The organism is Arenimonas sp. (genome assembly GCF_047602345.1).
Taxonomy (GTDB): domain Bacteria; phylum Pseudomonadota; class Gammaproteobacteria; order Xanthomonadales; family Xanthomonadaceae; genus Arenimonas.
This window is the reverse complement of sequence record NZ_JASGHN010000010.1, coordinates 1-23,588: the sequence shown is the minus strand read 5'-3', so window position 1 is coordinate 23,588 and position 23,588 is coordinate 1. Positions and strand designations below refer to the sequence as shown.

General features: G+C 65.8%; 21 protein-coding genes and 1 pseudogene. 11 read left to right on the top strand and 11 right to left on the bottom strand.

Annotated features, from left to right (window positions below):
• The first annotated feature begins 42 nt into the window (after positions 1-42).
• Together QM707_RS12945 and glnK are read left to right on the top strand one after the other, a co-directional pair.
• Positions 43-1,356: an ammonium transporter gene (locus QM707_RS12945; RefSeq protein ID WP_415002291.1), complete on the top strand. Its 1,314-nt coding sequence runs from the start codon at positions 43-45 to the stop codon at positions 1,354-1,356.
• A gap of 136 nt (positions 1,357-1,492) precedes the next feature.
• A complete protein-coding gene (gene glnK / locus QM707_RS12940; protein ID WP_415002290.1) occupies positions 1,493-1,831 on the top strand; it encodes a P-II family nitrogen regulator in 339 nt (112 codons plus the stop codon).
• A 97-nt stretch (positions 1,832-1,928) separates the two neighbouring features.
• Here glnK and speE read toward each other — a convergent pair whose 3' ends face one another.
• Positions 1,929-2,783 (bottom strand): polyamine aminopropyltransferase, encoded by an 855-nt coding sequence (gene speE, locus QM707_RS12935; protein WP_415002289.1) that lies wholly within the window; start codon positions 2,781-2,783, stop codon positions 1,929-1,931.
• Positions 2,784-2,892: 109 nt separating this feature from the next.
• Here speE and speA point away from each other — a divergent pair, with 109 nt between their 5' ends.
• Both speA and QM707_RS12925 read left to right on the top strand, forming a co-directional pair.
• Entirely contained in the window at positions 2,893-4,785 is a 1,893-nt protein-coding gene (speA, locus tag QM707_RS12930; RefSeq protein ID WP_415002288.1) for an arginine decarboxylase, read from the top strand.
• 29 nt (positions 4,786-4,814) lie between these two features.
• On the top strand, positions 4,815-5,789 hold the full coding sequence (locus QM707_RS12925; RefSeq protein ID WP_415002287.1) for an NAD(P)-dependent oxidoreductase: 975 nt from the start codon (positions 4,815-4,817) through the stop codon (positions 5,787-5,789).
• Between the two features lie 10 nt (positions 5,790-5,799).
• On the opposite strand, the gene QM707_RS12920 is transcribed toward QM707_RS12925, so the two are convergent.
• The 6 genes from QM707_RS12920 to radC form a co-directional block, all read right to left on the bottom strand.
• Entirely contained in the window at positions 5,800-6,243 is a 444-nt protein-coding gene (locus QM707_RS12920; protein ID WP_415002286.1) for a thioesterase family protein, read from the bottom strand.
• Positions 6,244-6,262: 19 nt separating this feature from the next.
• Positions 6,263-6,655: a hypothetical protein gene (locus QM707_RS12915; protein ID WP_415002285.1), complete on the bottom strand. Its 393-nt coding sequence runs from the start codon at positions 6,653-6,655 to the stop codon at positions 6,263-6,265.
• Between the two features lie 7 nt (positions 6,656-6,662).
• The gene (locus QM707_RS12910; RefSeq protein WP_415002284.1) at positions 6,663-7,343 is read right to left on the bottom strand and encodes an SPOR domain-containing protein; all 681 of its coding nucleotides are present in this window, start codon (positions 7,341-7,343) and stop codon (positions 6,663-6,665) included.
• Positions 7,343-9,106 (bottom strand): arginine--tRNA ligase, encoded by a 1,764-nt coding sequence (gene argS / locus QM707_RS12905; RefSeq protein ID WP_415002283.1) that lies wholly within the window; start codon positions 9,104-9,106, stop codon positions 7,343-7,345. The genes QM707_RS12910 and argS overlap by 1 nt, the downstream gene beginning before the upstream one ends.
• 176 nt (positions 9,107-9,282) lie before the next feature.
• On the bottom strand, positions 9,283-10,332 hold the full coding sequence (locus QM707_RS12900; RefSeq protein ID WP_415002282.1) for a hypothetical protein: 1,050 nt from the start codon (positions 10,330-10,332) through the stop codon (positions 9,283-9,285).
• A gap of 39 nt (positions 10,333-10,371) precedes the next feature.
• Complete coding sequence (gene radC, locus QM707_RS12895; RefSeq protein ID WP_415002805.1) at positions 10,372-11,046, bottom strand: RadC family protein; 675 nt, start codon at positions 11,044-11,046, stop codon at positions 10,372-10,374.
• Positions 11,047-11,138: 92 nt separating this feature from the next.
• Here radC and coaBC point away from each other — a divergent pair, with 92 nt between their 5' ends.
• Genes coaBC through QM707_RS12880 form a run of 3 tightly spaced genes read left to right on the top strand, consistent with a single transcriptional unit; the run spans position 11,139 to position 15,182 of the window.
• On the top strand, positions 11,139-12,344 hold the full coding sequence (gene coaBC / locus QM707_RS12890) for a bifunctional phosphopantothenoylcysteine decarboxylase/phosphopantothenate--cysteine ligase CoaBC (RefSeq protein WP_415002281.1): 1,206 nt from the start codon (positions 11,139-11,141) through the stop codon (positions 12,342-12,344).
• The gene (gene dut, locus QM707_RS12885; protein WP_415002280.1) at positions 12,341-12,799 is read left to right on the top strand and encodes a dUTP diphosphatase; all 459 of its coding nucleotides are present in this window, start codon (positions 12,341-12,343) and stop codon (positions 12,797-12,799) included. The genes coaBC and dut overlap by 4 nt, the downstream gene beginning before the upstream one ends.
• 52 nt (positions 12,800-12,851) lie before the next feature.
• Entirely contained in the window at positions 12,852-15,182 is a 2,331-nt protein-coding gene (locus QM707_RS12880) for a phosphomannomutase/phosphoglucomutase (protein ID WP_415002279.1), read from the top strand.
• Positions 15,183-15,244: 62 nt separating this feature from the next.
• Here QM707_RS12880 and QM707_RS12875 read toward each other — a convergent pair whose 3' ends face one another.
• Positions 15,245-15,928, bottom strand: a complete 684-nt coding sequence (locus tag QM707_RS12875; protein WP_415002278.1) for a hypothetical protein — start codon at positions 15,926-15,928, stop codon at positions 15,245-15,247.
• 12 nt (positions 15,929-15,940) lie between these two features.
• Positions 15,941-16,585, bottom strand: coding sequence for an orotate phosphoribosyltransferase (pyrE, locus tag QM707_RS12870; protein WP_415002277.1), 645 nt, complete (start codon positions 16,583-16,585; stop codon positions 15,941-15,943).
• 128 nt (positions 16,586-16,713) lie between these two features.
• Here pyrE and QM707_RS12865 point away from each other — a divergent pair, with 128 nt between their 5' ends.
• From QM707_RS12865 to QM707_RS12855, 3 genes are all read left to right on the top strand, one after another.
• Positions 16,714-17,493, top strand: a complete 780-nt coding sequence (locus QM707_RS12865) for an exodeoxyribonuclease III (RefSeq protein ID WP_415002276.1) — start codon at positions 16,714-16,716, stop codon at positions 17,491-17,493.
• Between the two features lie 64 nt (positions 17,494-17,557).
• Positions 17,558-19,021, top strand: a complete 1,464-nt coding sequence (locus tag QM707_RS12860) for an AmpG family muropeptide MFS transporter (protein ID WP_415002275.1) — start codon at positions 17,558-17,560, stop codon at positions 19,019-19,021.
• Between the two features lie 142 nt (positions 19,022-19,163).
• Positions 19,164-19,448, top strand: coding sequence for a hypothetical protein (locus QM707_RS12855; protein WP_415002274.1), 285 nt, complete (start codon positions 19,164-19,166; stop codon positions 19,446-19,448).
• 10 nt (positions 19,449-19,458) lie between these two features.
• On the opposite strand, the gene QM707_RS12850 is transcribed toward QM707_RS12855, so the two are convergent.
• Both QM707_RS12850 and QM707_RS12845 read right to left on the bottom strand, forming a co-directional pair.
• Positions 19,459-20,601, bottom strand: a complete 1,143-nt coding sequence (locus QM707_RS12850) for an anhydro-N-acetylmuramic acid kinase (RefSeq protein ID WP_415002273.1) — start codon at positions 20,599-20,601, stop codon at positions 19,459-19,461.
• A gap of 3 nt (positions 20,602-20,604) precedes the next feature.
• Positions 20,605-21,396 (bottom strand): annotated as a pseudogene (locus QM707_RS12845) (peptidoglycan DD-metalloendopeptidase family protein); the annotation flags it as partial.
• 694 nt (positions 21,397-22,090) lie between these two features.
• Here QM707_RS12845 and tyrS point away from each other — a divergent pair.
• Positions 22,091-23,302 (top strand): tyrosine--tRNA ligase, encoded by a 1,212-nt coding sequence (gene tyrS / locus QM707_RS12840; RefSeq protein WP_415002272.1) that lies wholly within the window; start codon positions 22,091-22,093, stop codon positions 23,300-23,302.
• Positions 23,303-23,588: the final 286 nt, after the last annotated feature.

Sequence of the window (23,588 nt, the reverse complement as noted above, 5' to 3'; positions counted from 1 at the left end):
CGTCATCGGGCTTCATTGCCTCAACCGCCCAGGAACTCGCCGATGCGTCGGACATCCGCCCGAGCCTTTGCCTTCGCCATGCTGTTGCCGGCCACGCCGGCACTCGCGCAGACGCCCACGCTGAACACCGGCGACACCGCCTGGATGATCGTGGCCACCGCCCTGGTGCTGTTCATGACCATTCCCGGCCTTGCCCTGTTCTACGGCGGGCTGGTGCGTTCGAAGAACGTGTTGTCGGTGTTGATGCAGTGTTTCGCGGTCACCGCGCTGGTCAGCGTGTTGTGGGTCGCCTATGGCTACAGCCTGGTCTTCGACACGGCCGGCATGGCCAAGGGCACGCTGAACTGGCACTCCTTCGTCGGCGGGTTCGACAGGGCTTTCCTCGCTGGCCTGGAGGTCGATAGCCTCAGCTACGCCATTCCGGAAAGCGTCTTCGTGACCTTCCAGATGAGTTTCGCGATCATCACGCCGGCGCTGATCGTCGGTGCCTTCGCCGAGCGCATGAAGTTCTCGGCGATGCTGCTGTTCATGGCGCTGTGGTTCACCGTGGTCTACGCGCCGGTCGCGCACATGGTCTGGAGCGGCGATGGCGGTCTGCTCTGGGACTGGGGCGTGATCGATTTCGCCGGCGGCACGGTGGTGCACATCAACGCCGGCGTCGCCGGCCTCGTCGCCGCCCTGGTGCTGGGCAAGCGCAAGGGCTATCCGAACACGGCGATGCCGCCGCACAACCTCGCTTACACCCTGATCGGCGCCAGCATGCTCTGGGTCGGCTGGTTCGGCTTCAATGCGGGCTCGGCCGTCGCGGCGAACGGCACCGCCGGCATGGCCATGCTCGTGACGCAGATCGCTACGGCGGCAGCGGCCCTGGCCTGGATGTTCGTGGAGTGGGCGATCCATCGGAAGCCGAGCGTGCTCGGCATCGCCTCGGGTGCGGTGGCGGGATTGGTGGCGATCACGCCGGCGTCGGGAACCGCCGGCCCCTGCGGTGCGCTGGTCATCGGCGCGATCGCCGGGGCCCTGTGCTTCTTCAGCGCGACCACGCTCAAGCGCCGCCTGGGTTACGACGATTCGCTCGATGTCTTCGGCGTGCACGCCGTCGGCGGCATCGTCGGCGCTTTGCTGACGGGTGTCTTCGCCGCGCCCGCGCTCGGGGGCTTCGGTACGGTGGAAAACATCCCGGCGCAGTTGTGGATCCAGGCCAAGGGCATCGGCTTCACGATGGTCTATACCGCGATCGTCAGCTTCGTACTGCTGAAGTTGATCGACTGGACGATCGGCTTGCGGGTGACGGCGGACGAGGAGACGCAGGGCTTGGATCTGGCCTTGCACGACGAACGCGGCTACAACCTCTGAACGGGCGGTGCCCGCTCAGGGCTTGCATGTCCGGTTCGCCACAACCCCGGCCGTCGTTGCACGCCGGCCGCCCCCTTGACTCAAGGGGGGTCTCACAACGCGTTATGCTTCGCATCAGGGAATCGGGAGTCGACAGATGAAAATGGTCATGGCGATCATCAAGCCGTTCAAGCTCGACGACGTGCGCGAGGCGCTCAGCGAGGTCGGCGTCACCGGCGTCACCGTCACCGAGGTGAAGGGTTTCGGCCGGCAGAAGGGCCATACCGAGCTTTACCGCGGCGCCGAATACGTCGTCGATTTCCTGCCCAAGATCAAACTGGAAGTGGCGGTGACCGGCGACCAGCTCGACCGCGTCGTCGAAGCCATCCAGAACGCGGCCAATACCGGCAAGATCGGCGATGGCAAGATCTTCGTCTACGAACTCGAACGCGTGATGCGCATCCGCACCGGAGAATTGGACGGGGATGCGTTGTAGCGGCCACCGCACGGCGCGAAAAAGAAAACCCCGCATCGCGGGGCTTCCTGTTCTTGGAACGGTCGCGACTTGCGTCGCTCCTGCATTGCATCGATGTTCAATCGCCCAGCGCCTTGCTCATGATCGGCGGCATCGACAGCGCGCCCTGGTGCACATCGGCGGTGTAGTAGTTCGTCTCGAAGGGTTTTGCCGCGGCATCGGCCTTGCGGAACGAGGCGAGGTCGCGCGACCCCTTCGAAGCGATCAGGCAGCTCCACCAGCCGGTCGGATAGCAGGGCTGCGGGAAGGGCAGCACGCGGAAGTCCTTGAAGCCGGCGTCGCGCATCGCGTTGCGCATGTCCAGGATCAGGTGCATCAGGGCCAGCGGGCTTTCGCTCTGCTGCACGAGCAGGCCGTCCGGGCGCAGCGCCTTCAGGCAGTTCTCGTAGAAGGCGCGGTTGAACAGGCCTTCCGCCGGGCCGACCGGATCGGTCGAGTCGACGATGATCACATCGATGCTCTCCGGCGCGGCGTTCGCCATGTACGCGATGCCGTCATCGAACATGACCGTCGCGCGCGGGTCGTTGTTGGACTCGCAAAGCTCCGGGAAATACTTCTCGGCCATGCGCGTGACCTGCTCGTCGATATCGCACTGCACGGCCGTCTGCACGCTCGTGTGCCTGAGCACTTCGCGCAGCGTGCCGCAGTCGCCGCCGCCGATGATGACGACGTTCTTCGGCGCCGGATGGGTGAACAGCGGCGCGTGCGCCATCATCTCGTGATAGAAGAAATTGTCGCGCGTCGTGACCATCATCGCGCCGTCGATCAGCATGACATTGCCCCAGTCGCTGCTCTCGTACATCTCGATCTTCTGGAACGGCGACTGCACCTCGTCGAGCTTGCGCACGATGCGCAGGCCGAAGGCGGAGCCGGTGTGTTCGAAATTTTCATGGAGCCACGTGGACTGGGTCATGGCGGATCTCCGTCAGGCCGAGGGTCGAGAGGGCGCGCATTGTAGCGGAAGCGACGCGCGCGGGGGTTACAATACGCGTCCTTTCAGCCTGCCGACAGGAAAGCCGCCCATGTCCGCCTGGTCACTCGACCGCGCCCGCCAGACCTATTCCGTGCCCTTTTGGGCGGACGGCTACTTCGACGTGGACGCGCAGGGCCGCATGTGCGCATTGCCGCGCGGCGCCGGCGGCCCGGTGTTGCCGTTACCGGAGATCATCGAACAGGCGACGACGGCGGGACTCAAGCTGCCGCTGCTGCTGCGCTTCTCCGACATCCTCGGCGACCGCTTGCGCAAGCTGCAGTCGGCCTTCCGCAAGGCGATGGACGAGCTCGATTACGCCGGCGGTTACACCGCCGTCTATCCGATCAAGGTCAACCAGCACTACGGCGTGGCCGGCGAGCTGGCGCGCCAAGGCGGCGAGGGCTTCGGCCTGGAAGCCGGGTCGAAGCCGGAGCTGATGGCCGTGCTTGGACTGGCGCGGCCCGGCAGCGTGGTGATCTGCAACGGTTACAAGGACCGCGAATTCATCCGACTGGCATTGATCGGCCGCAAACTCGGCCTGCAGACCTTCCTCGTCGTCGAAAAGCCGTCGGAGCTGGCCTTGATCATCGAGGAAGCGAACGCGCTCGGCGTGCGTCCGGGCCTCGGCGTGCGCATGCGCCTGGCGACGCTCGGCGCCGGCAAGTGGCAGAACAGCGGCGGCGACAAGGCCAAGTTCGGCCTCTCGCCGCGCCAGGTACTCGATCTCGTCGATCGCCTGAAGGCCGCCGACATGCTCGATGCCTTGCAGCTGCTGCATTTCCACATGGGCTCGCAGATCTCCAACGTACGCGACATCGCCAACGGCATGCGCGAGGCGGTGCGGTATTTCGTCGAGCTCTCGCGCCTGGGCTGCACGATCCGCTACATGGATTCCGGCGGCGGCCTCGGCGTCGACTACGAAGGCACGCGCTCGCGCGGCTTCTGCTCGATCAACTACGGGCTCGACCAGTTCGCCCACACGCTGGTGCAGCCGCTGGCCGAGGCCTGCGAGGAACACAAGCTGCCGCCGCCGATGATGATCACCGAGGCCGGTCGTGCGATGACGGCGCATCACGCGGTGATGGTGGTCAACGTGTCCGAGGTCGAGCGTGCGCCGATGGGCGCGGTGCCGGCGCCCGGTGCGCAGGAGCCTCCGGTCGTGCGCCATCTGCGCGAGACCCATGCCGACCTCGATTCGCGCCCGGCGCTCGAGCTCTATCACGAAGCCCTGCACGCGCTTTCGGAAGGCTATGCCCTGTATTCGCTTGGCCAGATCAGCCTGGCGCAGCGCGCGCTCATCGACGATCTGTTCTACGCGATCGCGCATGCGGTGCGTTCGCGCCTGACCGGCGAGGAAAAGAGCCACCGCGAAGCGCTGGACGAACTGAGCGAGCGCCTGGTCGACAAGTACTTCGTCAACTTCTCGGTCTTCGAATCCATTCCCGACGTCTGGGCGATCGACCAGGTCTTCCCGATCGTGCCGATCGCGCGCCTGGACGAGATGCCGGATCGCCGTGGCGTGATCGCCGATCTGACCTGCGATTCCGACGGTCGCGTCGACACCTACGTGCAGGCGGAGGCGCTGGGCAGTTCGCTGCCGCTGCATTCGCCGCGCGTTGGTGAAAGTTATCGCCTCGGGATCTTCCTGGTGGGCGCCTATCAGGAGACGCTGGGCGACATCCATAACCTGTTCGGCGATACCGATACCGCCAATCTGCGCCTGCAGGACGACGGAACCTATACGCTCGTGCGCCAGCGCAAGGGCGACACGACCGATGTGATGCTCGATTACGTCGGCTATTCGCTGAAGGAGCTGCGCGAGACGTACGCCGCGAAAGTAGCGGCGGCTGCGCTTGGCGAAACTGAATCGACGGCGTTGATCGAGGCCCTCGAAGCCGGGTTGACCGGTTACACGTATCTGCACGAAACGCCGTACGAGTAGGAACCTGCTGCGCTCGACAGGCCGCCGCCGTGCGGTGCTCGGAATCCTCATGTACTCGTACATACACCCCGGTTCCTGCGCTCCACCGACGACGGCCTGCCATCGCTCGCGACGGTTCCCTGAAACCACAACATAACCGGGTAACCCGAATGAAAGTTGGATTTATCGGCCTCGGCGCCATGGGTCATTCGATGGCGGGGCATTTGGCGGACAAGGGCTTGCTTGCCGTGGTCGGCAATCGCACGCAGTCGAAGGCAGAGGCTTTCGCGCTCGCGCGCAGTGTCGTTGCGGCGAATTCTCCGGCAGCCTATGCAGACTGCGACGCCGTGATGCTTTGCGTCTCGATGGACGCCGATGTGCTGGAGAACGTGGCGATGCTGGTAGCCGCGATGAAGCCCGGCAGCGTGGTCGTCGATCATTCCACCGTGTCGGTGCAGACCGCGCGCACGGCGAAAGCGATGCTCGCCGAACGCGGCATCGGCTTCCTCGACGCGCCCGTGTCGGGCGGCGTCGAAGGCGCGCGCAACGGCAAGCTGTCGATCATGGTGGGTGGCGAGGCATCCGATCTCGAAAAAGCCCGAGCCGCGCTGGAAGCCTATGCGCTGCGCATCACGCACATGGGCGCCAGCGGCGCTGGCCAGGCGACAAAGGCGGTGAACCAAGTGTTGGTGGCCGGCATCAACGAAGCCGTCTGCGAAGGCCTGGCTCTCGGCGAGAAACTCGGTCTGGAAGCCGACAAGCTGCTGCCGACCCTGATGTCGGGTGCGGCCGGCAACTGGTTCCTCGACAAGCGCGGCGCAACGATGATGCGCGACGAGTTCGTGCCCGGATTCAAGTGCGCGCACCTGCTCAAGGATCTGCGCATCGTTCGCGCGATGGCGAACGAGGTCGGGGTCCGTGCGAACGTCATCGAGCAGGCGCTGGCGGACTACGCCGAACTGGTGGAGCAGGGCCGCGGCGACGAAGACACGTCGGCGCTGATATCACTCAAGCGCGGCGGCTGATCGCATCAGCCTACTTCAAGCTCGACGGTAGGTCCTGGTAGTCCTCGCTGCGCGGCAACTTGCGCATCGCCGCGAGCAGTTCCGCCGGCGGCGCGATAAGCCGGCGCTCGTTCAAGTCGAGCCAGCCGCCCAGGCTGGTGACGCGCGCCGCGAGCTGCCCGTCGGTACGATGGAACTCATTGCGCAGGCGGAAACGCGAACCGTCTTCCGACAGCCCGGCCAGCGACAGGCTGGCCCGGATCTCCTCCAGCAAGCCGAACTCGCGGTAGTAGTCGATCTCGTCCTTGCGCACGACCGGACCGAAGCGCCGTTGCGCGAAGGTGTCCGCCGAGAAACCCTGTTCGGCGAAGAACAGCATGCGCATGTCCGCCGATTTGTCGAGATAGGCGGTGTTGCGCATGTGCGAGTTGAAATCCATGTCGCCCCAGCCGGCAAGGAAAGTTCGGGTGGACATCGTCGTTCCTGGTCGTGGGTCAGGCGGTTTGTTCGAGCCAGTGCAGGGCTTCGTCGAGCTCGCCGAACAGGCGGTAGCCGTGCTCGCCGCGACTGCTGGTGCGGGCATGGAAGAAATCGAAATCCTCGCGACGCAATGCGTCCTTGGCCAGTAGCGAAGCAATCATCAGATCAGGTCCGACACCCATGCTTTCGTACCAGGCCGGCAGCTCGAGCACGTCGAGGATGTTGAGGTCGGTAACGGCCAGTCGGTGATCGATCAGGTATTTGCGCAGCCCATGACGACGGCCACAGGCCAGGGCTTCCAGGCCGAAAGCCTGCAGATCGGCCAGCGTCAGAACGCCCGACGTCGTGACGCGCACGAAACTCCGTTCCGGAACGATCGTCCAACTCGCGGGAGCGGAAGTCGCCATGCGATCGTCACTTCGCGCGGATCGCCTGCGCGCCTTCGATGCCGTGGCTGACCAGCGCCTGCTTGGCGGCCGCCAGTGCGCCTGCGCTCGCATACGGCCCCATGCGCACGCGATACACCGTCGTGCCCTTGATCTCGGCAGTCTCGATGCGCGCGATTTCGCCGCTCAATGCGATCTGCGCCTTCAATGCTTCCGCTTCGTCGATGCCACGGAAGGCGCCGGCCTGCAGCAGATAGCGACTGCCGTCGCTTTGCGTGGCGGTGGTTGCGACCGGTGCTGTCGGTGCAGCCGGCGGTGCGACGGGCGGCGCATCGCCCGCGGCTGCCGCCGCAGCCTGGGCTTTGGCCTGCGCTTCGGCCTGCTTGCGTGCTTCGGCCTGCGCCTGCTCGGCGAGTTCGGCGTCGGGAATGACGACCTCCTTCTCCGGCAACAGCGTGTAGAAATCGTACTTCGGCTTCGGTTTTTCGATGGCCGGCGGGGCCACGACGCCTGCATCGGTCGCCGCCGGCGCTTTCGCGTTCGGGTCGGGCTGCGGCAGCAAGCTGCCGTTCTGCTGCCAGCGATCGCGCAGCAGCCAGCCGCCGATCGCCACCGCGCCGATGATCAGGCCGATCAACAGCCACATCCAGCCCGGCATCGGGCTGCCGCCGTTGCGTCGCGCCTGGTTCTTCGAACGTTTCGCCGCCATCACATGCTCTCCGGAGCGGAAACGCCGAGCAGGGCCAGGCCGTTGGCCAGCACCTGCTGCGTCGCTTTCGCCAGGCCGAGGCGCGCGTTGCGCAGCTCTTCCGGCGCGGTCAGGATCGGCTGCGCGTTGTAGAAGGCGTGGAAAGCCGCCGCCAGTTCGCGCAGCGCATTGGCCAGTATCTGCGGACCGCGGTTGACGGCGGCCGATTCGATCGTTTCCGGGAAACGCATCAGTTCGCCGATCAACGCGTCCTCGTGCGCTTCGGTCAGCAGCTTGCGCGCCGACAGCGCGGCGCTGTCGTTGTAGCTCAGGCCTTTTTCCTTCAGCTGGCGGAACAGGCTGGCCACGCGCGCATGCGCGTATTGGATGTAATAGACCGGATTGTCGTTCGAGCGACTCTTGGCCAGTTCGAGGTCGAAGTCGAGGTGCTGGTCGTTGCCGCGCATCACATAGAAGAAGCGCGCCGCGTCGGTGCCGACTTCCTCGCGCAGTTCGCGCAGGGTCACGAAGCTGCCGGCGCGCGTCGACATTTGCACGCGCTCGGCGCCGCGGAACAGGATGGCGAACTGCACCAGCTGGATCTCGATCTTCGCCGGGTCGAGCCCCAGTCCCTGGGCGGCCGCTTTCAACCTCGCGATGTAGCCATGATGGTCGGCGCCGAGGATGTACAGCGCGCGCTCGAAGCTGCGCTCGAACTTCGACAGCAGGTAGCCGAGGTCGGAAGCGAAGTAGGTCGTCACGCCGTTCTCGCGCACGACCACGCGATCCTTGTCGTCGCCGAATTCGGTGGCGCGGAACCAGGTGGCGCCGCCGTCGTCGTACAGATGGCCGCGCTCGCGCAGCGTCTGGATGGCCCGTTGCACGTAGCCGTCGGTCATCAGCGAGCGTTCGGAGAAGAAATTGTCGTGCAGTACGCCGAAACCGGCGAGGTCGTTGCGGATGTCGGCCAGGCACCAGGCGAGGCCGGCGTTGAACACGACGCGGTAGTCGGCCTCGCCAAGCAATTGCTTGGCGCGCGCGATCAGCGCGTCGACGTGGGTTTCCTTGTCGCCGCCCTGCGACTCGTCCGCCGGCAGGCCGTCGCTGATCTCCAGCGCGCTGTGGCGCAGGCGGTCGCCTTCCTTCGCACGCAGGCCACGCGCGATGTCGACGACGTAGTCGCCCTTGTAGCCGTTGTCGGGGAAACGCACGTTGATGCCGCCGAGCTCGTGGTAGCGCAACCACACCGACACCGCGAGGATGTCCATCTGGCGGCCGGCATCGTTGACGTAGTACTCGCGCTGCACCTTGTGGCCGGCGGCTTCGAGCAGGTTGGCCACCGAAGCGCCGTAGGCGGCGCCGCGCCCGTGGCCGACGTGCAGCGGCCCGTTCGGGTTCGCCGAGACGAATTCGACCGTGACCGATTCGCGCGAGTCCGCGACCTGGCGTCCGTACTCGGCGCCCATTTCGAATACGCGACGGATCGTGGCCAGGCGACAGGGTTGCGAGATGGTGAAGTTGATGAAGCCCGGACCGGCGATCTCGATCTTCGAAACATGCTGGCTGTCGCCGAACGTCGCCACGAGGGCCTCGGCCAGTTCGCGCGGCTTCATGCCGGCCGGCTTGGCCAGCAGGAGGGCGATATTGGTCGCGTAGTCGCCGTGATCGCGCGACTTGGTGCGCTCGATCACGTAGTCCGGGGTCGGCAGGTCCTGGGGCAGGCGCCCGTGGCGGCGCAGATCCAGCAGGGCCTGGGCCACGAGTTCGCGGAGATGTTCTTTCACGGTTGGGCTTCGGGGAAACGAGCCTGCCATTGTAGCGCGGGCATCCGGTCGCGGACCGGCCTTGTCACGCCGTCGTCATCTGGCCTGGACATACTGGTCCCGGAAAAGAGGCTTACCAACGGCGACACGCCGGATCAGGGCAATGCCGGCCAGGGCGACTTGGCCGGCAATTTTTTTCAGGCGCCCGTGAGCCCCGCGAATGCCCGGATGACCGCTTCGCCGTTTTCCGGCGGTTCAGTGGCGAACAGGGCCTGCAATGCGGCGGTGGTCTCGCGAACGCGCGGCCCGTTCAGCGCCTTCTGCGGACCGAAGACGCGTTCGCCTTCGCGCGAGCTGAAGTGGTGCAGTTCGAAGAAATAGTATTGCTGGCCCGGACCAAGGAAACCGAGGCAGGGGGCCGCCGAGGCCGCCGAATCCGTGTCGCGGCCCGAGCGCATCTCGCGTTCCCGACACAATCGGATCGCGGTTTCGCAAAGCAGCGGGAAATCCTCGCCGACATTGGCCGTGTCCAGGTCTGCCGACAGGCGCGAAAGCCGCTCGCCTCGGCGGGCCGCGGCGTCCTCGCGCCAGTGCGGATGTTCGCTGTCCAGCCACAGCGCCAGGCCGCGCGCCAGGGCGCCGCCGGCCACGACCGGCAGGTCGTCCGTGTGCGGGTCCGGCAGGGGTTGGGGCCTGGCGTCGAAAGTGCTGCCGGCGATCATCAGCTCGAGCGCGACGTATTGGTTGCGATCCTGGTCGCGATCGAAACCGCAGGCGTCGAGCACACGGAAGGTCTCGGCGACGCTCGCTGCCTCGTTGCCGCCTACCGGGCCCGGGACATCCACGGATTCCCGTTGGCGCAGGTCGTGCCCGCAGGCGAACAGCAACAGGGCGGCAGCGTCTTCCTTCGGCAGCGCGTCGGGACCGAGCGCGCCGGAAAGGCGCAGCAATCGCCGTTCCGCCACTTCCAGCGCGTGCAGTTCGTTGTGATAGGCGTGGAAGTCCTGGCCCAGGCGGCCATGCCGCATGCCAAGCCGGGCGCAGGCCAGGATGGCGGCATCGAGCGTGCGTGCGTCGAGACCGAGTGTCCCGGCAACCCGGCTCAGGCGTTCGGCGATATCCCTTCCGGCGGCTTTCCACGCCGCCCGCGCAGCGGCGACATCGGGCAGGGCGCTCTCGATCGCATCGGGCGAGTAGCGATTGGCGTAACCGAGGATCAAAAAGCCGGTCTCGCGAAGGAGTGTCATCGAGTATACGCAAATGCACCCGGCGGGCGGCCCCGGGCCTCAAACCCAGCCCCGCGCCGCCATCGACAACGGCGGGCCGTCGCCGATGACGAAATGGTCGAGCATCCGTACATCGATCAGGTTCAGGGCCTGCTTGAGCCGACTGGTCACCGCCCGGTCGGCGGCACTGGCTTCGCCGTTCCCGCTCGGGTGGTTGTGACCGAAGATCACCGCAGCGGCGTTGAGCGCGAGGCAGCGCCGGGCCACTTCCCGCGGATGCACCTCGGCGCCATCCAGCGTGCCGCGGAACAGCTCTTCGTAGGCCAGCACTCGGTGGCGTGTGTCCAGGAACAGACAGGCGAACACCTCGTGCGGAAGCGCGCGCAACTTGCGGGCGAAGTAGCGACCCGCCTGCCCGGGATCGGCCAGCGCCTCGCCGCGCTCGAGCTGGGAGGCCAGGTGGCGCGTGCCCAGCTCCAGCGCAGCGGCCAGGCTGCAGGCCCGCGCCAGACCCAGGCCGCGCAAGCCCGCCAGTTCGCCCGGCGGACGGTCGAGCAGGGGGCGCAGGCCGCCGGCTTCAAGCAACAGCCGTTGACCGGTCGCGACCGCCGATTCGCCGCGCAGGCCCGAGCCGATGAACACCGCCAGCAGCTCGGCATCGGACAGTGTCGCGACGCCGCGACTGAGCAGCTTTTCGCGAGGTCTTTCGTCGGCGGGCCAATCGCGGATCTGCACGGTTTCAGTCTCGTTCGCGGAACGCATTCCTGGCGTCGGGAGAACGCGTGGCATCGGGTAAGCTAGACGCCACTTCGACGTAGGAAACCGCCTTGAGCGACCTGGCCGGCCAACGAATCCTCCTCGGCGTCAGCGCGGGCATCGCGGCCTACAAGGCGGCGGATCTGGTGCGGCGCTTGCAGGATGCCGGCGCCGAGGTGCAAGTGGTGATGACGGAAGGCGCCGGGCATTTCGTGGGCGCCACCACCTTCCAGGCCCTTTCCGGCCGACCCGTCCGCAGCTCGCTATGGGACGAGGCGGCGGAAGCGGCGATGAGCCATATCGAACTCGCGCGCTGGGCCAGTCGTGTCCTGGTCGCGCCGGCGAGCGCGGACCTGATTGCGCGCCTGGCGCACGGGTTCGCCAACGACTTGTTGACGACCCTTTGCCTGGCGACGGATGCTCCGATCGCGATCGCGCCGGCGATGAATCGGTTGATGTGGGCGAACGCGGCGATGCAAGCCAATATCGAAACATTGCGCGCCCGCGGCGTCGCGGTATTCGGACCGGCCGAGGGCGACCAGGCCTGCGGCGAGGTCGGCGCCGGGCGCATGCTCGAACCGCTGGAGCTTGTCGCCTGCTTGAGCGAGAGCGGCAAGACCGGTCGCCTCGCAGGACGCAGGCTGTTGGTCAGTGCCGGCCCGACCTATGAAGATCTGGACCCCGTGCGATTCCTGGGTAACCGCAGCTCCGGAAAAATGGGCTTTGCATTGGCGGCCGAAGCTGCGGCGATGGGCGCCGACGTGACCCTGGTCGCCGGCCCGGTGGGTCTTGCCACGCCGGTCGGCGTGCGCCGGATCGACGTGCGCCGAGCCCTGGAAATGCGCGAGGCGATCCTGGCGGCCTTGCCGGGCCAGGACGGCTACATCGGCACCGCCGCCGTCGCCGATTACATGCCGGCGGAAACGGCGAAGCAGAAGATGAAGAAGTCCGGCGAAGTATTGACGCTCGAACTGCGGCGCACGCCGGATATCCTAGCCGAGGTCGCGCGTCATGCGCAGCGACCGCGCTGCGTCGTCGGCTTTGCCGCCGAGACGCAACAACTGGCCGAGTACGCACGCGGCAAGCTTCGCGACAAAGGCCTCGACCTCATTGCCGCGAACGATGTAGCGCGCGCCGGCATCGGTTTCGAAAGCGACGACAATGCGCTGAGCGTTTTTTCCGCCGATGCGAGCCACGAGCTCGGTCCCGGACGCAAGTCGCTGGTGGCGCGACAATTGCTCGAACTCGTTGCGGACTTCCTGGAAAGCAAGGCATGAAGCGCGAAATCGAACTCAAGTTGCTCGACCCGCGGATCGGTCGCGATTTCCCGCTGCCCGACTACGCCACCGCCCACTCGGCTGGCATGGACCTCAGGGCCATGTGCGACGCGCCGCTGTCGCTGGCGCCAGGCGAGGCCCAGTTGCTGCCGACCGGGCTGGCCATCCACATCGCTGACCCGAGCCTGTGCGCGGTCATCCTGCCACGCTCCGGCCTGGGGCATAAGCAGGGCCTGGTCCTCGGCAACCTGGTCGGACTGATCGACGCCGATTACCAGGGGCCCTTGATGGTCAGCCTATGGAATCGCGGGCAGAATCCGCAGACCATTACGCCGGGCGACCGCATCGCGCAGCTGGTCCTGCTGCCGGTGGTTCGGGCCGGGTTCCGGGTGGTGGATGCTTTCGAGAGCAGTGCCCGTGGCGAGGGCGGATTCGGCCACACCGGCTTGCGATGAGAGCATTGAAGATGCAGTGCATGCGATGCGTTCGGTTCCGACAGGGGGAAGCATGAAACCGAGTATGGGTGGGTTGAAGCCGGGCGGCATCCTGCCGGTCATCGCGATCTTGCTGGCCCTCGCGGGAGCCTGGCAGATATGGAATGGCTGGAAGCTGCATTCGACCAACGCCCTGAATCGCGAGACGGAAGACGCGCGGCGACGGGTCGCCGCCGAAATCGAGCCGATCCTGGAGAAGTTGCTCGATCATGGCGAGAGCCTGCGACAACGCGCGGCGCTGAGCACGGCCTTGCAGCGCCAGGACATCAACGCGGCCAAGGATGTCGTTTCCCAGGGTTGGAGCGGTATCGAAGCGACCGAATTCATTCCACCCGACCTCACCGTGCCCTATGCCGACCCAGAGGCGTTTGGTTACGGCAAGCTCGGCGTGATCGAACGCGCCTTGCAGGACGACCGCGCGCATGCGGCCGTCGTCAAGGATGCGGGCAAGAAGGTGCTGGCCGTTGCCGTGCCGGTGCAGGCCCAAGACGGTCAATTGCTGACGGTCGTTTACGTCCGCACCGCCTTGGCGCCCTTGCTGGCGCCCGTGAAGGACTCGGCGCCGTCGGGCGCCTATCTGTCGTTGCGCCAGGGCAATCACAACCTCGCCGAGGAAAACGGCAACCTCAAGGAGCTGAAGATCCGCGCCGAAGCCGGGGCGATCGAATTCGCCGGCACGACCATGCGCGTGGTCGCCACCTCGCCGTTGGCGGCGGAAGGCCTGGGTGGCCTGCGCGGCACCGCCGAAATGGGCATCGGTGGCCTGCTGCTGCTGTTGGCTGGCGGCGTGCTGCTGTTCCCGCGCCTGCGGCGCGGCGGCGCAGCGGCTCAGGAAGCCGTCGCAACGGCGCAGGCCGCGCCGGCGCCGGCGCCGACCATGGCCCAGCAGCTGCAGCAGGGCGAAACCGATCACGCGGCCAGCGCGGCGGCGAAAGTCACGATCGAACAACCCGCCGCACCCAAACTGAGCCTGGACCGCAGCATCTTCCGCGCCTACGACATTCGCGGCGTCGTCGGTTCCTCGCTCGACGTCGCCATCGCCCGCATGATCGGCCAGGCCATCGGTAGCGTGATGGCGGAGAAGGGCCAGCGCAGCATCGTCGTCGGACGCGATGGACGTCTTTCCTCGCCCACGATATCGGCCGCCTTGATCGAAGGCCTGCGCAAGGCCGGGCGCGAAGTGATCGATATCGGCGAAGTTCCGACGCCCGTGGTCTATTTCGGCTGTTTCCATCTGCGCACCGGTTGCGGCGTGTCCGTCACCGGCAGCCACAATCCGCCGGACTACAACGGATTCAAGATCGTGGTGGACGGCGAGACGCTGGCGGGCGATGCGATCCAGGAGCTGTACGCGCGCATCAGCGAGAACCGGCTTCTCCGCGCCGACGCGCCCGGCAACTTGTCGTCGCGCGACATCAAGGCCGACTACATCAACCGCATTTCGGGCGATGTGCAGATCGAGCGCAAGTTGCGGGTCGTGGTCGACTGCGGGAGCGGCGTGGCAGGCGGTTTCGCGCCGGAGCTGCTGGAATCGATCGGCGCCGAGGTCGAGCCGCTGTTCTGCGAAGTCGACGGTAGCTTCCCGCACCACCACCCGGACCCCAGCGATCCGGCGAACCTGAAGGATCTGGTCAGCGTGGTGCAGCGGATCAACGCCGACATCGGCCTCGCCTTCGATGGCGATGGCGATCGACTGGGCGTCGTGACGCGGGCGGGCGAGCTGATTTATCCGGACCGTTTGCTGATGCTGTTCGCCGCCGACGTGTTGGAACGCAATCCCGGCGCCTGCGTGATCTACGACGTCAAGTGCACCGGACACCTGGCCACGCACATCCTCCGCCACGGCGGCAGTCCGCTGATGTGGAAGACCGGGCATTCGCTGATCAAGGCCAAGATGAAGGAAACGGAGGCGGAACTGGCCGGCGAGATGAGCGGACATTTCTTCTTCCGCGAGCGCTGGTACGGATTCGACGACGGCATGTACGCCGCCGCGCGCCTGCTCGAGATCCTGGCCGCATCGCCGGATGAACCGGAGGCCGTATTCGCGTCGCTGCCGCAGTCGGTTTCCACGCCGGAGCTGAAGATTCCGGTGCAGGAAGGCGAGCAGCATGCTTTCGTCGAACGTTTCGTCGCCCAGGCGCGGTTCGAAGGCGCGCGGATCGCGACGGTAGATGGTTTGCGCGCCGACTGGCCGGACGGCTGGGGTCTGGTGCGCGCCTCGAACACGACGCCGGTGTTGGTGTTGCGATTCGACGCCAAGGATGCGGCGGCCCTGCAGCGCGTGCAGGCACTGTTCCGCGAACAGTTGCTGGCGGTCGATCCGGGATTGGCTTTGCCGTTCTGACGCCGCTCAGACCACGGTTGGAAAAGGAAAGGGCCGCGATGCGGCCCTTTCCTTTTCCGAGCTCAGCGCATGCCGCCCGGAGGAGCTGCCGGCGACGTGGCCGGCGGCGTAGTCTGGACGGCACGCAGTTCGCGATAACGCGCGAGCACACGAACGAATTCCGCATCCAGGCTCATCAGTTCCGCCTGGCGATTCTTCTGGAATACCTGCTGCTTGACCAGCTCGTTGTGCAGGTCGCGGATGGTGCCGGCGCGTTTCTTGTTTACCGCGCGACTGGACAACTCCGACTCCGACGCCTCCGCCAGCAGGCTGGCGAGGCTGCCGCGCAACGCCTTCATGCCGACATCGGTGGACTCGAGCGTCTGCTTCAGCAGCGAGATGCGTTCATCGTAGGCGCCGCGCAGGTCGTTCTCGGTGGCATAACTGCTGAGCATCGCTTCTTCGCTGCGATGCTGCTGCTCGGCCAATGCTTTTGCCTCGGCCTCGGACTTCATTTGTTCTGCCAATGCAACTCTTTCCTCCGGCGTCAGCGCGCGCGAAACCTCGGCGGTAGTGTTGCCGGTCCGCGAGTTGTATTCGGTGCGCGCACGGTCCACCGCATCCGCCGGCAGGGCGTCGACGTAATGGACCTTGCCCTCCTTGTCGACCCAGCGATAGAGCTTCTTTTCCTTCTTGCGCTGCGCGTCGACCGTGCCGGCGGCCAGCGCGGCGACGACCAGGACGAGGATCAATCGAGAGAGTTTCATGCCGCCCCCCTTTCAGGCGCTGCCATAGCGCGCACGATACGCCAACAAGGCAGCCTTGTGGGCGCCGACGTCGGCGTGATCGTCGGCCATCAGCAGCAGTTCGTTCAGCCCAGCCACGGCATGCACGGGCAGGCCGAACTCGGCCGTGACCTCCTGCGCGGCCGAGCGCGTTCCGGTCTGGCCACGTTCCTGGCGGTCGAGGGCGATCACCACACCGCAGGGCTCGCCACCCGCCGAGCGGATGATTTCGAGGGCTTCCCGGATGGCCGTACCGGCGGTGATCACGTCATCGACGATCAGGACGCGGCCGCGGACCGGCGCGCCGATCAGGGTGCCGCCTTCGCCATGGGCCTTGGCTTCCTTGCGGTTGAAGGCGACGGGAACGTCGCGACCGCGTGCCGCCAACGCGACCGACAGCGCCGTGGCCAGCGGAATCCCCTTGTAGGCCGGCCCGAACAGCATGTCGAATTCCAGCCCGGCGCGTTCGAGCGCGTCGGCGTAGCACTCGCCCAGGCGCGCCAGCGCGCCGCCGGAATCGAACAGGCCGGCGTTGAAGAAGTAGGGACTGACCCGTCCCGACTTCAGGGTGAACTCGCCGAAGCGCAGGACACGGCGTTCGAGCGCGAGATCGAGGAAACGACGTTGATGAGGATGCATGGAGATCGAGGCCGGCGACGGGACTTGTGGATTGTGCAACATGGCGGGCCCGGCGACAGGCCGGGACAACAGTCATTCGCCATCCGATTCGGCTAATCTGCGAGTCCCGGCCGACGATTCCGATCCCCATGCGCATCATCAGCTTCAACGCCAACGGCCTGCGTTCAGCCGCGACCAAGGGGTTCTTCGACTGGTTCGGGACGCAGGGCGCCGATGTGCTCTGCGTGCAGGAAACCAAGGCGCAGGAGCACCAGCTGGCCGAAGCGACATTCCGTCCGGCCGGTTATCGCGCGTGGTTCCGCGACGCGAGCACCAAGAAGGGCTATAGCGGCGTGGCGATCTACAGCCGCAACGAACCCGACGAAGTGCGCACGGCGCTGGGCTGGGCGCCGTTCGACGACGAAGGCCGCTATCTCGAGGCGCGGTTCGGCAACCTGAGCGTGGTGTCGTTCTACATCCCTTCCGGTTCGTCCGGCGACGAGCGCCAGGCGTTCAAGTTCAAGGTCATGGACTGGTTGGGACCGGTGCTGGAGCAATGGCTGGCGAGCGGTCGCGACTACGTGCTCTGCGGCGATTGGAACATCGTGCGCAGCCGCCTGGACATCAAGAACTGGACGTCGAACCAGAAGAACTCAGGCTGCCTGCCGCCCGAGCGCGATTGGCTGAACGCGTTGTGTCGCGATGAGAGGGGCTGGCTGGATACCTATCGCATGCTGCGACCGGAAGGACAGGACTACACCTGGTGGAGCCAGCGCGGCGCGGCCCGTGCGAAGGACGTCGGCTGGCGCATCGACTACCAGTTGGTCACGCCGTCGCTGCGCGATCGCCTGCGCGCATGCGCGATCTGCAAGGATCCGCGCTTCTCCGATCACGCCCCCTACACGGTCGACTATGACTACGAGTTCTGAGGTAGCGGCGCGCCCGCGCTTTTTCGCATCGTTGGCCGATTATTGGCGCCCCGGTGTGCGCGAAATGCTTTTCCTGGGCTTCGCGTCCGGCCTGCCTCTGCCGATGGTGCTGACCACGCTCTCGGCGCGATTGCGCCTCGACGGCATCGATCGCACCACCATAGGTTTGTTCAGCCTAGTCGGCCTCGCTTATTCGATGAAATTCCTGTGGTCGCCCATCGTCGACCGATACCGCCTGCCAGGCGTCGGCGGGCTGGGTCAGCGACGCGGCTGGCTGCTGTTGGCGCAGCTTGGCGTGATCGTGGGCTTGCTGCTGATGGCCATGCACGAGCCGACCGAAGGCGTGCAGGCATTCGCGCTTCTCGCGGTCTTCACGGCTTTCTGCTCGGCCACCCAGGACATCGTCGTGGATGCCTATCGAATCGAATCGGTGGACGCGAGCTTGCAAGGATCTTCGTCGGCGGCCTATCAGGTCGGCTATCAGGTCGCGCTTATATGCAGCGGCGCTCTTGCGTTGGTGGTCGCCAGTCATGCCGATTGGACGCAGTCCTACTTTCTCATCGCGGGATTGCTTCTGGTCGGCGTATTCACGACCCTGCGTGTTCGCGAGCCGGAACGAACGGCCGTCGCCGCCTCGATAGACCACGAGTTGGTCGCGGACACCATCGCCCGCATGCGTCCGCTGGTACTGGTGATCTCTTTCCTCGCCACCGCCTTGCTTTGGTTGCTGTTGCGCGGCCCGCTCGCCGCGAAGGGCGATTCCACGCTGGCGCTCGACAGCATTTTTGCCGCCGTCGGCCTGGTTGAGTTGTTGCTGCTCGCCGTGCTGCTGCTGCCCGGCCTCCGTGGCTTGCGTGAGAAGCTGGTGGTCTCGACCGTGTTGCCGATTCGCGACATCGGTTTGCGTTTCGGCTGGCGCCTGGCCGTGCCGATGCTCTTGCTGATCGTTACCTATCGCCTGAACTACACGACCATGGGCGTCGCGGCAAATTCGTTCTACGTCGACATGGGCTATACGCTCGACCAGATTGCCGCCGTGTCGAAGGTTTACGGGGTCATCCTCACGTTGGTGGGTGCGGTCTTCGCTGGCTGGCTGGTGCGTGCCCTCGGTTTCATGCGCAGCATGCTGCTGGGCGTTGTATTGCTGAGCGGCGCCAACCTGTTCTACGCGCATGTCGCCACGCTGGCCGGCGAGGTCGCACCGAGCATCTGGTGGTTGGCGGCGGCGATCAGTCTCGACAACGTGGCCAACGGCATCGCCGGCACCGCGTTCATCGCCTACATGTCCTCACTGACCAGCAAGCAGTACACGGCGACGCAATACGCGCTGTTCGGCACCTTGTGGAGCTTGCCCGCCAAGACCATCGCCAGTCAGTGGGGACGCATCGTGGACGCCATCGGTTATCCGGCGTTCTTCGTCTACACGGCGGTCGTGGCGCTGCCTGCCGTGCTGCTCATCCTTTGGGTGATGCGTGCCGACGCCAGGCGGGCCGGTGCCGCCGCCGCGTCGGCTGCCGGAGATCGTTGATCGGGCGACCGACCCGATTGGTTCCGCCTGGCTCGGGGCTTCCGTAAACCGTCGGCAACGGGCCAGGCCTGACCCGGCTTCCCGACCGGCAGCCAGGACGGTACTCTCTCCCTCTGGGCATCCCCCCGGGCCCGTAGAGACCATGGCCGACTTCCTGCTTCGCGACATCGATGAACGAGTGGCCGAGCGCGTCAAGGAAATGGCGCGCCAGAAGGGCTGGCCGTTGAACGACGTCATCCTGCATCTCATTCGTCAGGCCTTGGGCTTGGCGGAACCCGATCCGCCGCCGGTGCCGGGCGATATCGCACGATTGGCGGGCGCCTGGGGCGATGACGAATCGAAGGCGTTCGAAGCCGCGATGCGCGCGTTCTCGAATCTGCCCGACGATGCGCCTGCCTATATGAAGGACGACGAAGTCGCGCGATAGCGTCGGCGGTTCATGCCGGGTAGACGGCGCCCAGGATGCGCGGGCCATGGGCACCGGTGACGCTGGCCAGATTGCCGGGACGACCCGCCAGGGTTTCGCGTGCGAGCCAGGCGAAGGCCATGGCCTCCATGAAATCCGGATCGATGCCGAAGGTATGGGTGCTGCCGACATCGGTGCCGGGCAGTCGCCGCGAGAGTTCGCGCATCAGCACTGGATTGTGTACGCCGCCCCCGCAAACCAGGACGCGCCGGCAGTCGCGCATCTCCCGCTTCAGTGCCTGCGCGATGCTTTCGGCCGTGAACGAGACGAGAGTGGCCTGCACGTCTTGCGGCGCGAGTGCGCCGAAGCCGGATAAATGCGCTTCGAGCCAAGGCAGGTGGTAATGGTCGCGACCGGTGCTCTTGGGCGGCGGCAGGGCCAGCCAAGCATCGTCGAGCAAGCTTGCCAGCAACTCAGGAATGATCGTTCCCTGCGCTCCGAATGCGCCATCGCGATCGAAGCGTTCGCCGCGATGTTTCAGGCACCAGGCATCCATCAGGCCATTGCCGGGGCCGGTATCGAAGCCGCGGACCGCGCCCTCGACGGGCAGCAACGTCAGATTGGCGATGCCGCCGATATTGAGCACGGCGCGGGACTCGCCTGCATCCGAGAGCACGGCCGCGTGGAACGCCGGCACCAGCGGCGCACCCTGGCCGCCCGCCGCGACATCGCGGCGGCGAAAATCCGCCACCGTAGTGATGCCGGTTCGTTCGGCGATCTGGCTGGCGTCGGCGAGTTGCATCGTGAAGGGCGCATCTCCGCTCGGAAGATGGCGCAGAGTCTGTCCATGCGAGCCGATCGCGGCGACGCGCGCCGGTGCGATGCCGCATTCGCCCAGAAGCGCATTCGCCGCCTCCGCGAATGCCTGGCCCAAGCGCGTGTCCAGTTGCCCGAGATCGTCGAGCATCAGCGGGCGTTGCGCTTGCGACAGCCTTAGCACTTCTTCGGCCAGCGAAACGTGCATCGGATAGGTGCGTGCATGCACCAGCTTCGGCGCGCCGGCGAAAGAAACCAGCGCGGCATCGATGCCGTCGACGCTCGTGCCGGAAATCAGGCCAAGAAAAAGCCCGCCGTCGCCGGCGGGCTCCCGATCGTGGAACGGGCTGGAAACCATGACTCAGCGCACGGCCAGCCGCGTGTTCTTTTCGGCGATCTGCAGTTTGGCGATCGCCGGCGCCGTCGCCGCACGGAAGCGCACCAGTTCGGCGCCCCCGAGGGGTTCGGGTTTCGGCATCGTGACCGTCAACGGATTGACCTGCGTGCCATTGATGCGGAATTCGTAATGCAGGTGCGGACCGGTGGCGAGGCCGCTGGCGCCGACGTAGCCGATCGTCTTGCCCTGGCCGATGCGCTGGCCGGCGCGGATATTCGCCCAGGCCGACATGTGGCCGTACAGCGTGCTGCGGCCCTGTCCGTGGTCGATGATGACGGCACGGCCGTAGCCATTGCGCCAACCGACGAAGGAGACCTTGCCATCGCCGGCGGCCATGATCGGCGTACCGGTGCGCGCGGCGTAGTCGACACCCTTGTGCGCCCGCATGCGACCGAGCACAGGATGCTTGCGCATGCCGAAGGTCGAGCTCAGGCGGGCGAATTCGATCGGGATGCGCATCAGCGTCTTGCGCAGTGGCCGGCCGTTCTCGTCGAAATACTCGGCCTTGCCGTTGTGTTCGAAACGGAACGCCGTATAGCGCTTGCCGCGGTTGGTGAACGTGGCGCCGATGATCTCGCCGTTGCCGACGCGTTGGCCGTCGCGCCACAACTCGTCGTAGACGACCTGGAAGGTGTCGCCGTCGCGCAGGTCTTCGACGAAGTCGATGTCGTACTTGAAGATGTTCGCCATCTGGTTGATGGCGCCGTTCGACAGGCCGGCGCGGGCGCCATCGGCATAGAGCGAACTGGTGATCGTGCCGGCGGCCAGCTCGACGCGGGTTTCCACCACGCGCGGCTGCACCTGCTCGTGCACCTCGTCGCCGTCGACCCGCAGGTTCACCCGGTTGCTGCCGTCGCGGTCGTAGCGCAGCGTCTGCAGAGCGCCGTCGGCACCGAACTCGAAAGCCAGCTCCTGGCCTTCGCGCAGCTTGGTTAGCGCCGACGAGGAAGACGCGGCGAGCATCTTGCGCATCAGGCTGTCGGGCACGCCCAGTTCGGAGAAGATGGAACCGAGGTGCTGGCCGCGCTTGACCCGGACGAACTGCCAGCCGGAGAGGGACCCGGTCGAGGTCGAGGGCGTGGGCAGCGGCAGGTCCCGGGAGACCAGCTCCTTGCTCGTGGCCGCCAGCGGTTCGCGCATGGCGTGGTCGAAGCCCGGAATGATCGCGATCAGGGCGGTGCCGATGAAGGCGCCGAGGCCGGCGAGCAGCCAATGCTCACGGGTCCAGCGGGCGAGGGGATGGTCGGGGTGGCTGTGGGGGGACAAAACGCACTCCGTGGCAGGTCAAGGCCAAGTGAAGATGCGCTACCATAACCAGCTCGAAATACGCGCGTCAAACCCTTGTCTGGACTGGCTTTTTTGTTCAGCGACGTTTAACTTCGGATTAACCTCGACCGCACTCTTGTTGCGTGAGCCCTGTCACAGAATCACCTCTTTTACACACCTACGAATGAGCCAGCTGAACGAAGCCCTAACCACGATCGGCCGCGGGGCCGACGAAATTCTCAAGCTCGATGAGTTGGAGGCTCGCCTCAAGCTCGGCCGTCCATTGCGGATCAAGGCCGGATTCGACCCGACGGCGCCCGACCTACACCTCGGCCACACCGTGCTGCTCAACAAGATGCGGCAGTTCCAGGACCTGGGGCACCACATCATCTTCCTGATCGGCGACTTCACAGGGATGATCGGCGACCCGACCGGCAAGAACGTCACGCGCAAGCCGCTGACGCGCGAAGACGTGCTCGCGAACGCGCAGACCTATTCCGACCAGGTGTTCAAGGTGTTGGACAAGGACCGGACCGAGGTGCGCTTCAACAGCGAGTGGTTCGGCAAGATGTCGGCGGCGGACATGATCAAGCTCGCCGGCCAGCACACGGTGGCGCGCATGCTGGAGCGCGACGATTTCGCCAAGCGCTACGCCGCGCAACAATCCATCGCCATCCACGAATTCCTCTATCCGCTGGTGCAGGGCTACGACTCGGTCGCGCTGCGTTGCGACGTCGAGCTCGGCGGCACCGACCAGAAATTCAACCTGCTGATGGGGCGCGGCCTGCAGGAACATTTCGGTCAGCCGCCACAGATCGTGCTGACGATGCCGTTGCTCGAAGGGCTCGATGGCGTCAACAAGATGTCGAAATCGCTAGGCAACTATATTGGCATCAACGAGCCGGCGATCGACATCGTCACCAAGACCATGAAGATCGGCGACGAGCTGATGTGGCGCTGGTTCGAGTTGCTGAGTTTCGATGTCTCGCTGGACGAGCTGGCGCACATGAAGAGCGACTTCGCCGCCGGCAGCCTGCATCCGCGTGACGCGAAGTTGCGGCTTGCGCGCGAGCTTGCCGCGCGATTCCACGGCGCCGCAGCGGCTGAAACGGCGATCGCGGGCTGGCAGGCGGCGGTGAGTGGCGAGGGCGACTTGTCCTTGTTGCCGCAGATGGAGATTGCCGTGCCGGCCGAGGGCCTGCGCATCGCCGCGCTACTGAAGGCGGCGGGCCTGGCATCGAGCAATGGCGAAGCGAACCGCAAGCTGGCCGAGAAGGCCGTGCGTATCGACGGAGCGATGTTCGAAGATTCGCAGCGCCTGTTTGCGCCGGGCTTCGAAGGTGTGCTGCAGATCGGCAAGCGCAATTTCCAGCGCGTTCGCCTTATTGCGGCCTGACGCCGCCGTCAAGACTGTTTCTTTAGGGGACGAGGGGCTAGGATTCGCGTCCCTCGGCCGGGCGGGTATTGATGGGCGGGGGAGGTGGAGATCCTGGTGGTTTTGGGGTGTTGACCTTCGGCAAAAGCGCCGTATAATGTGCGGCTCCCTCGGACGAAAGGTCCTCTGGGGCGGGATGCGGAAAGCATTCCAAGCGATTGATCTTTGACAGTGTGCGCAGGAAATTTGTGCGGGCGCCTGCAGGAGTGGACAAGTCCAATCTTGCAGATGTCTGTCATAAGCTTTT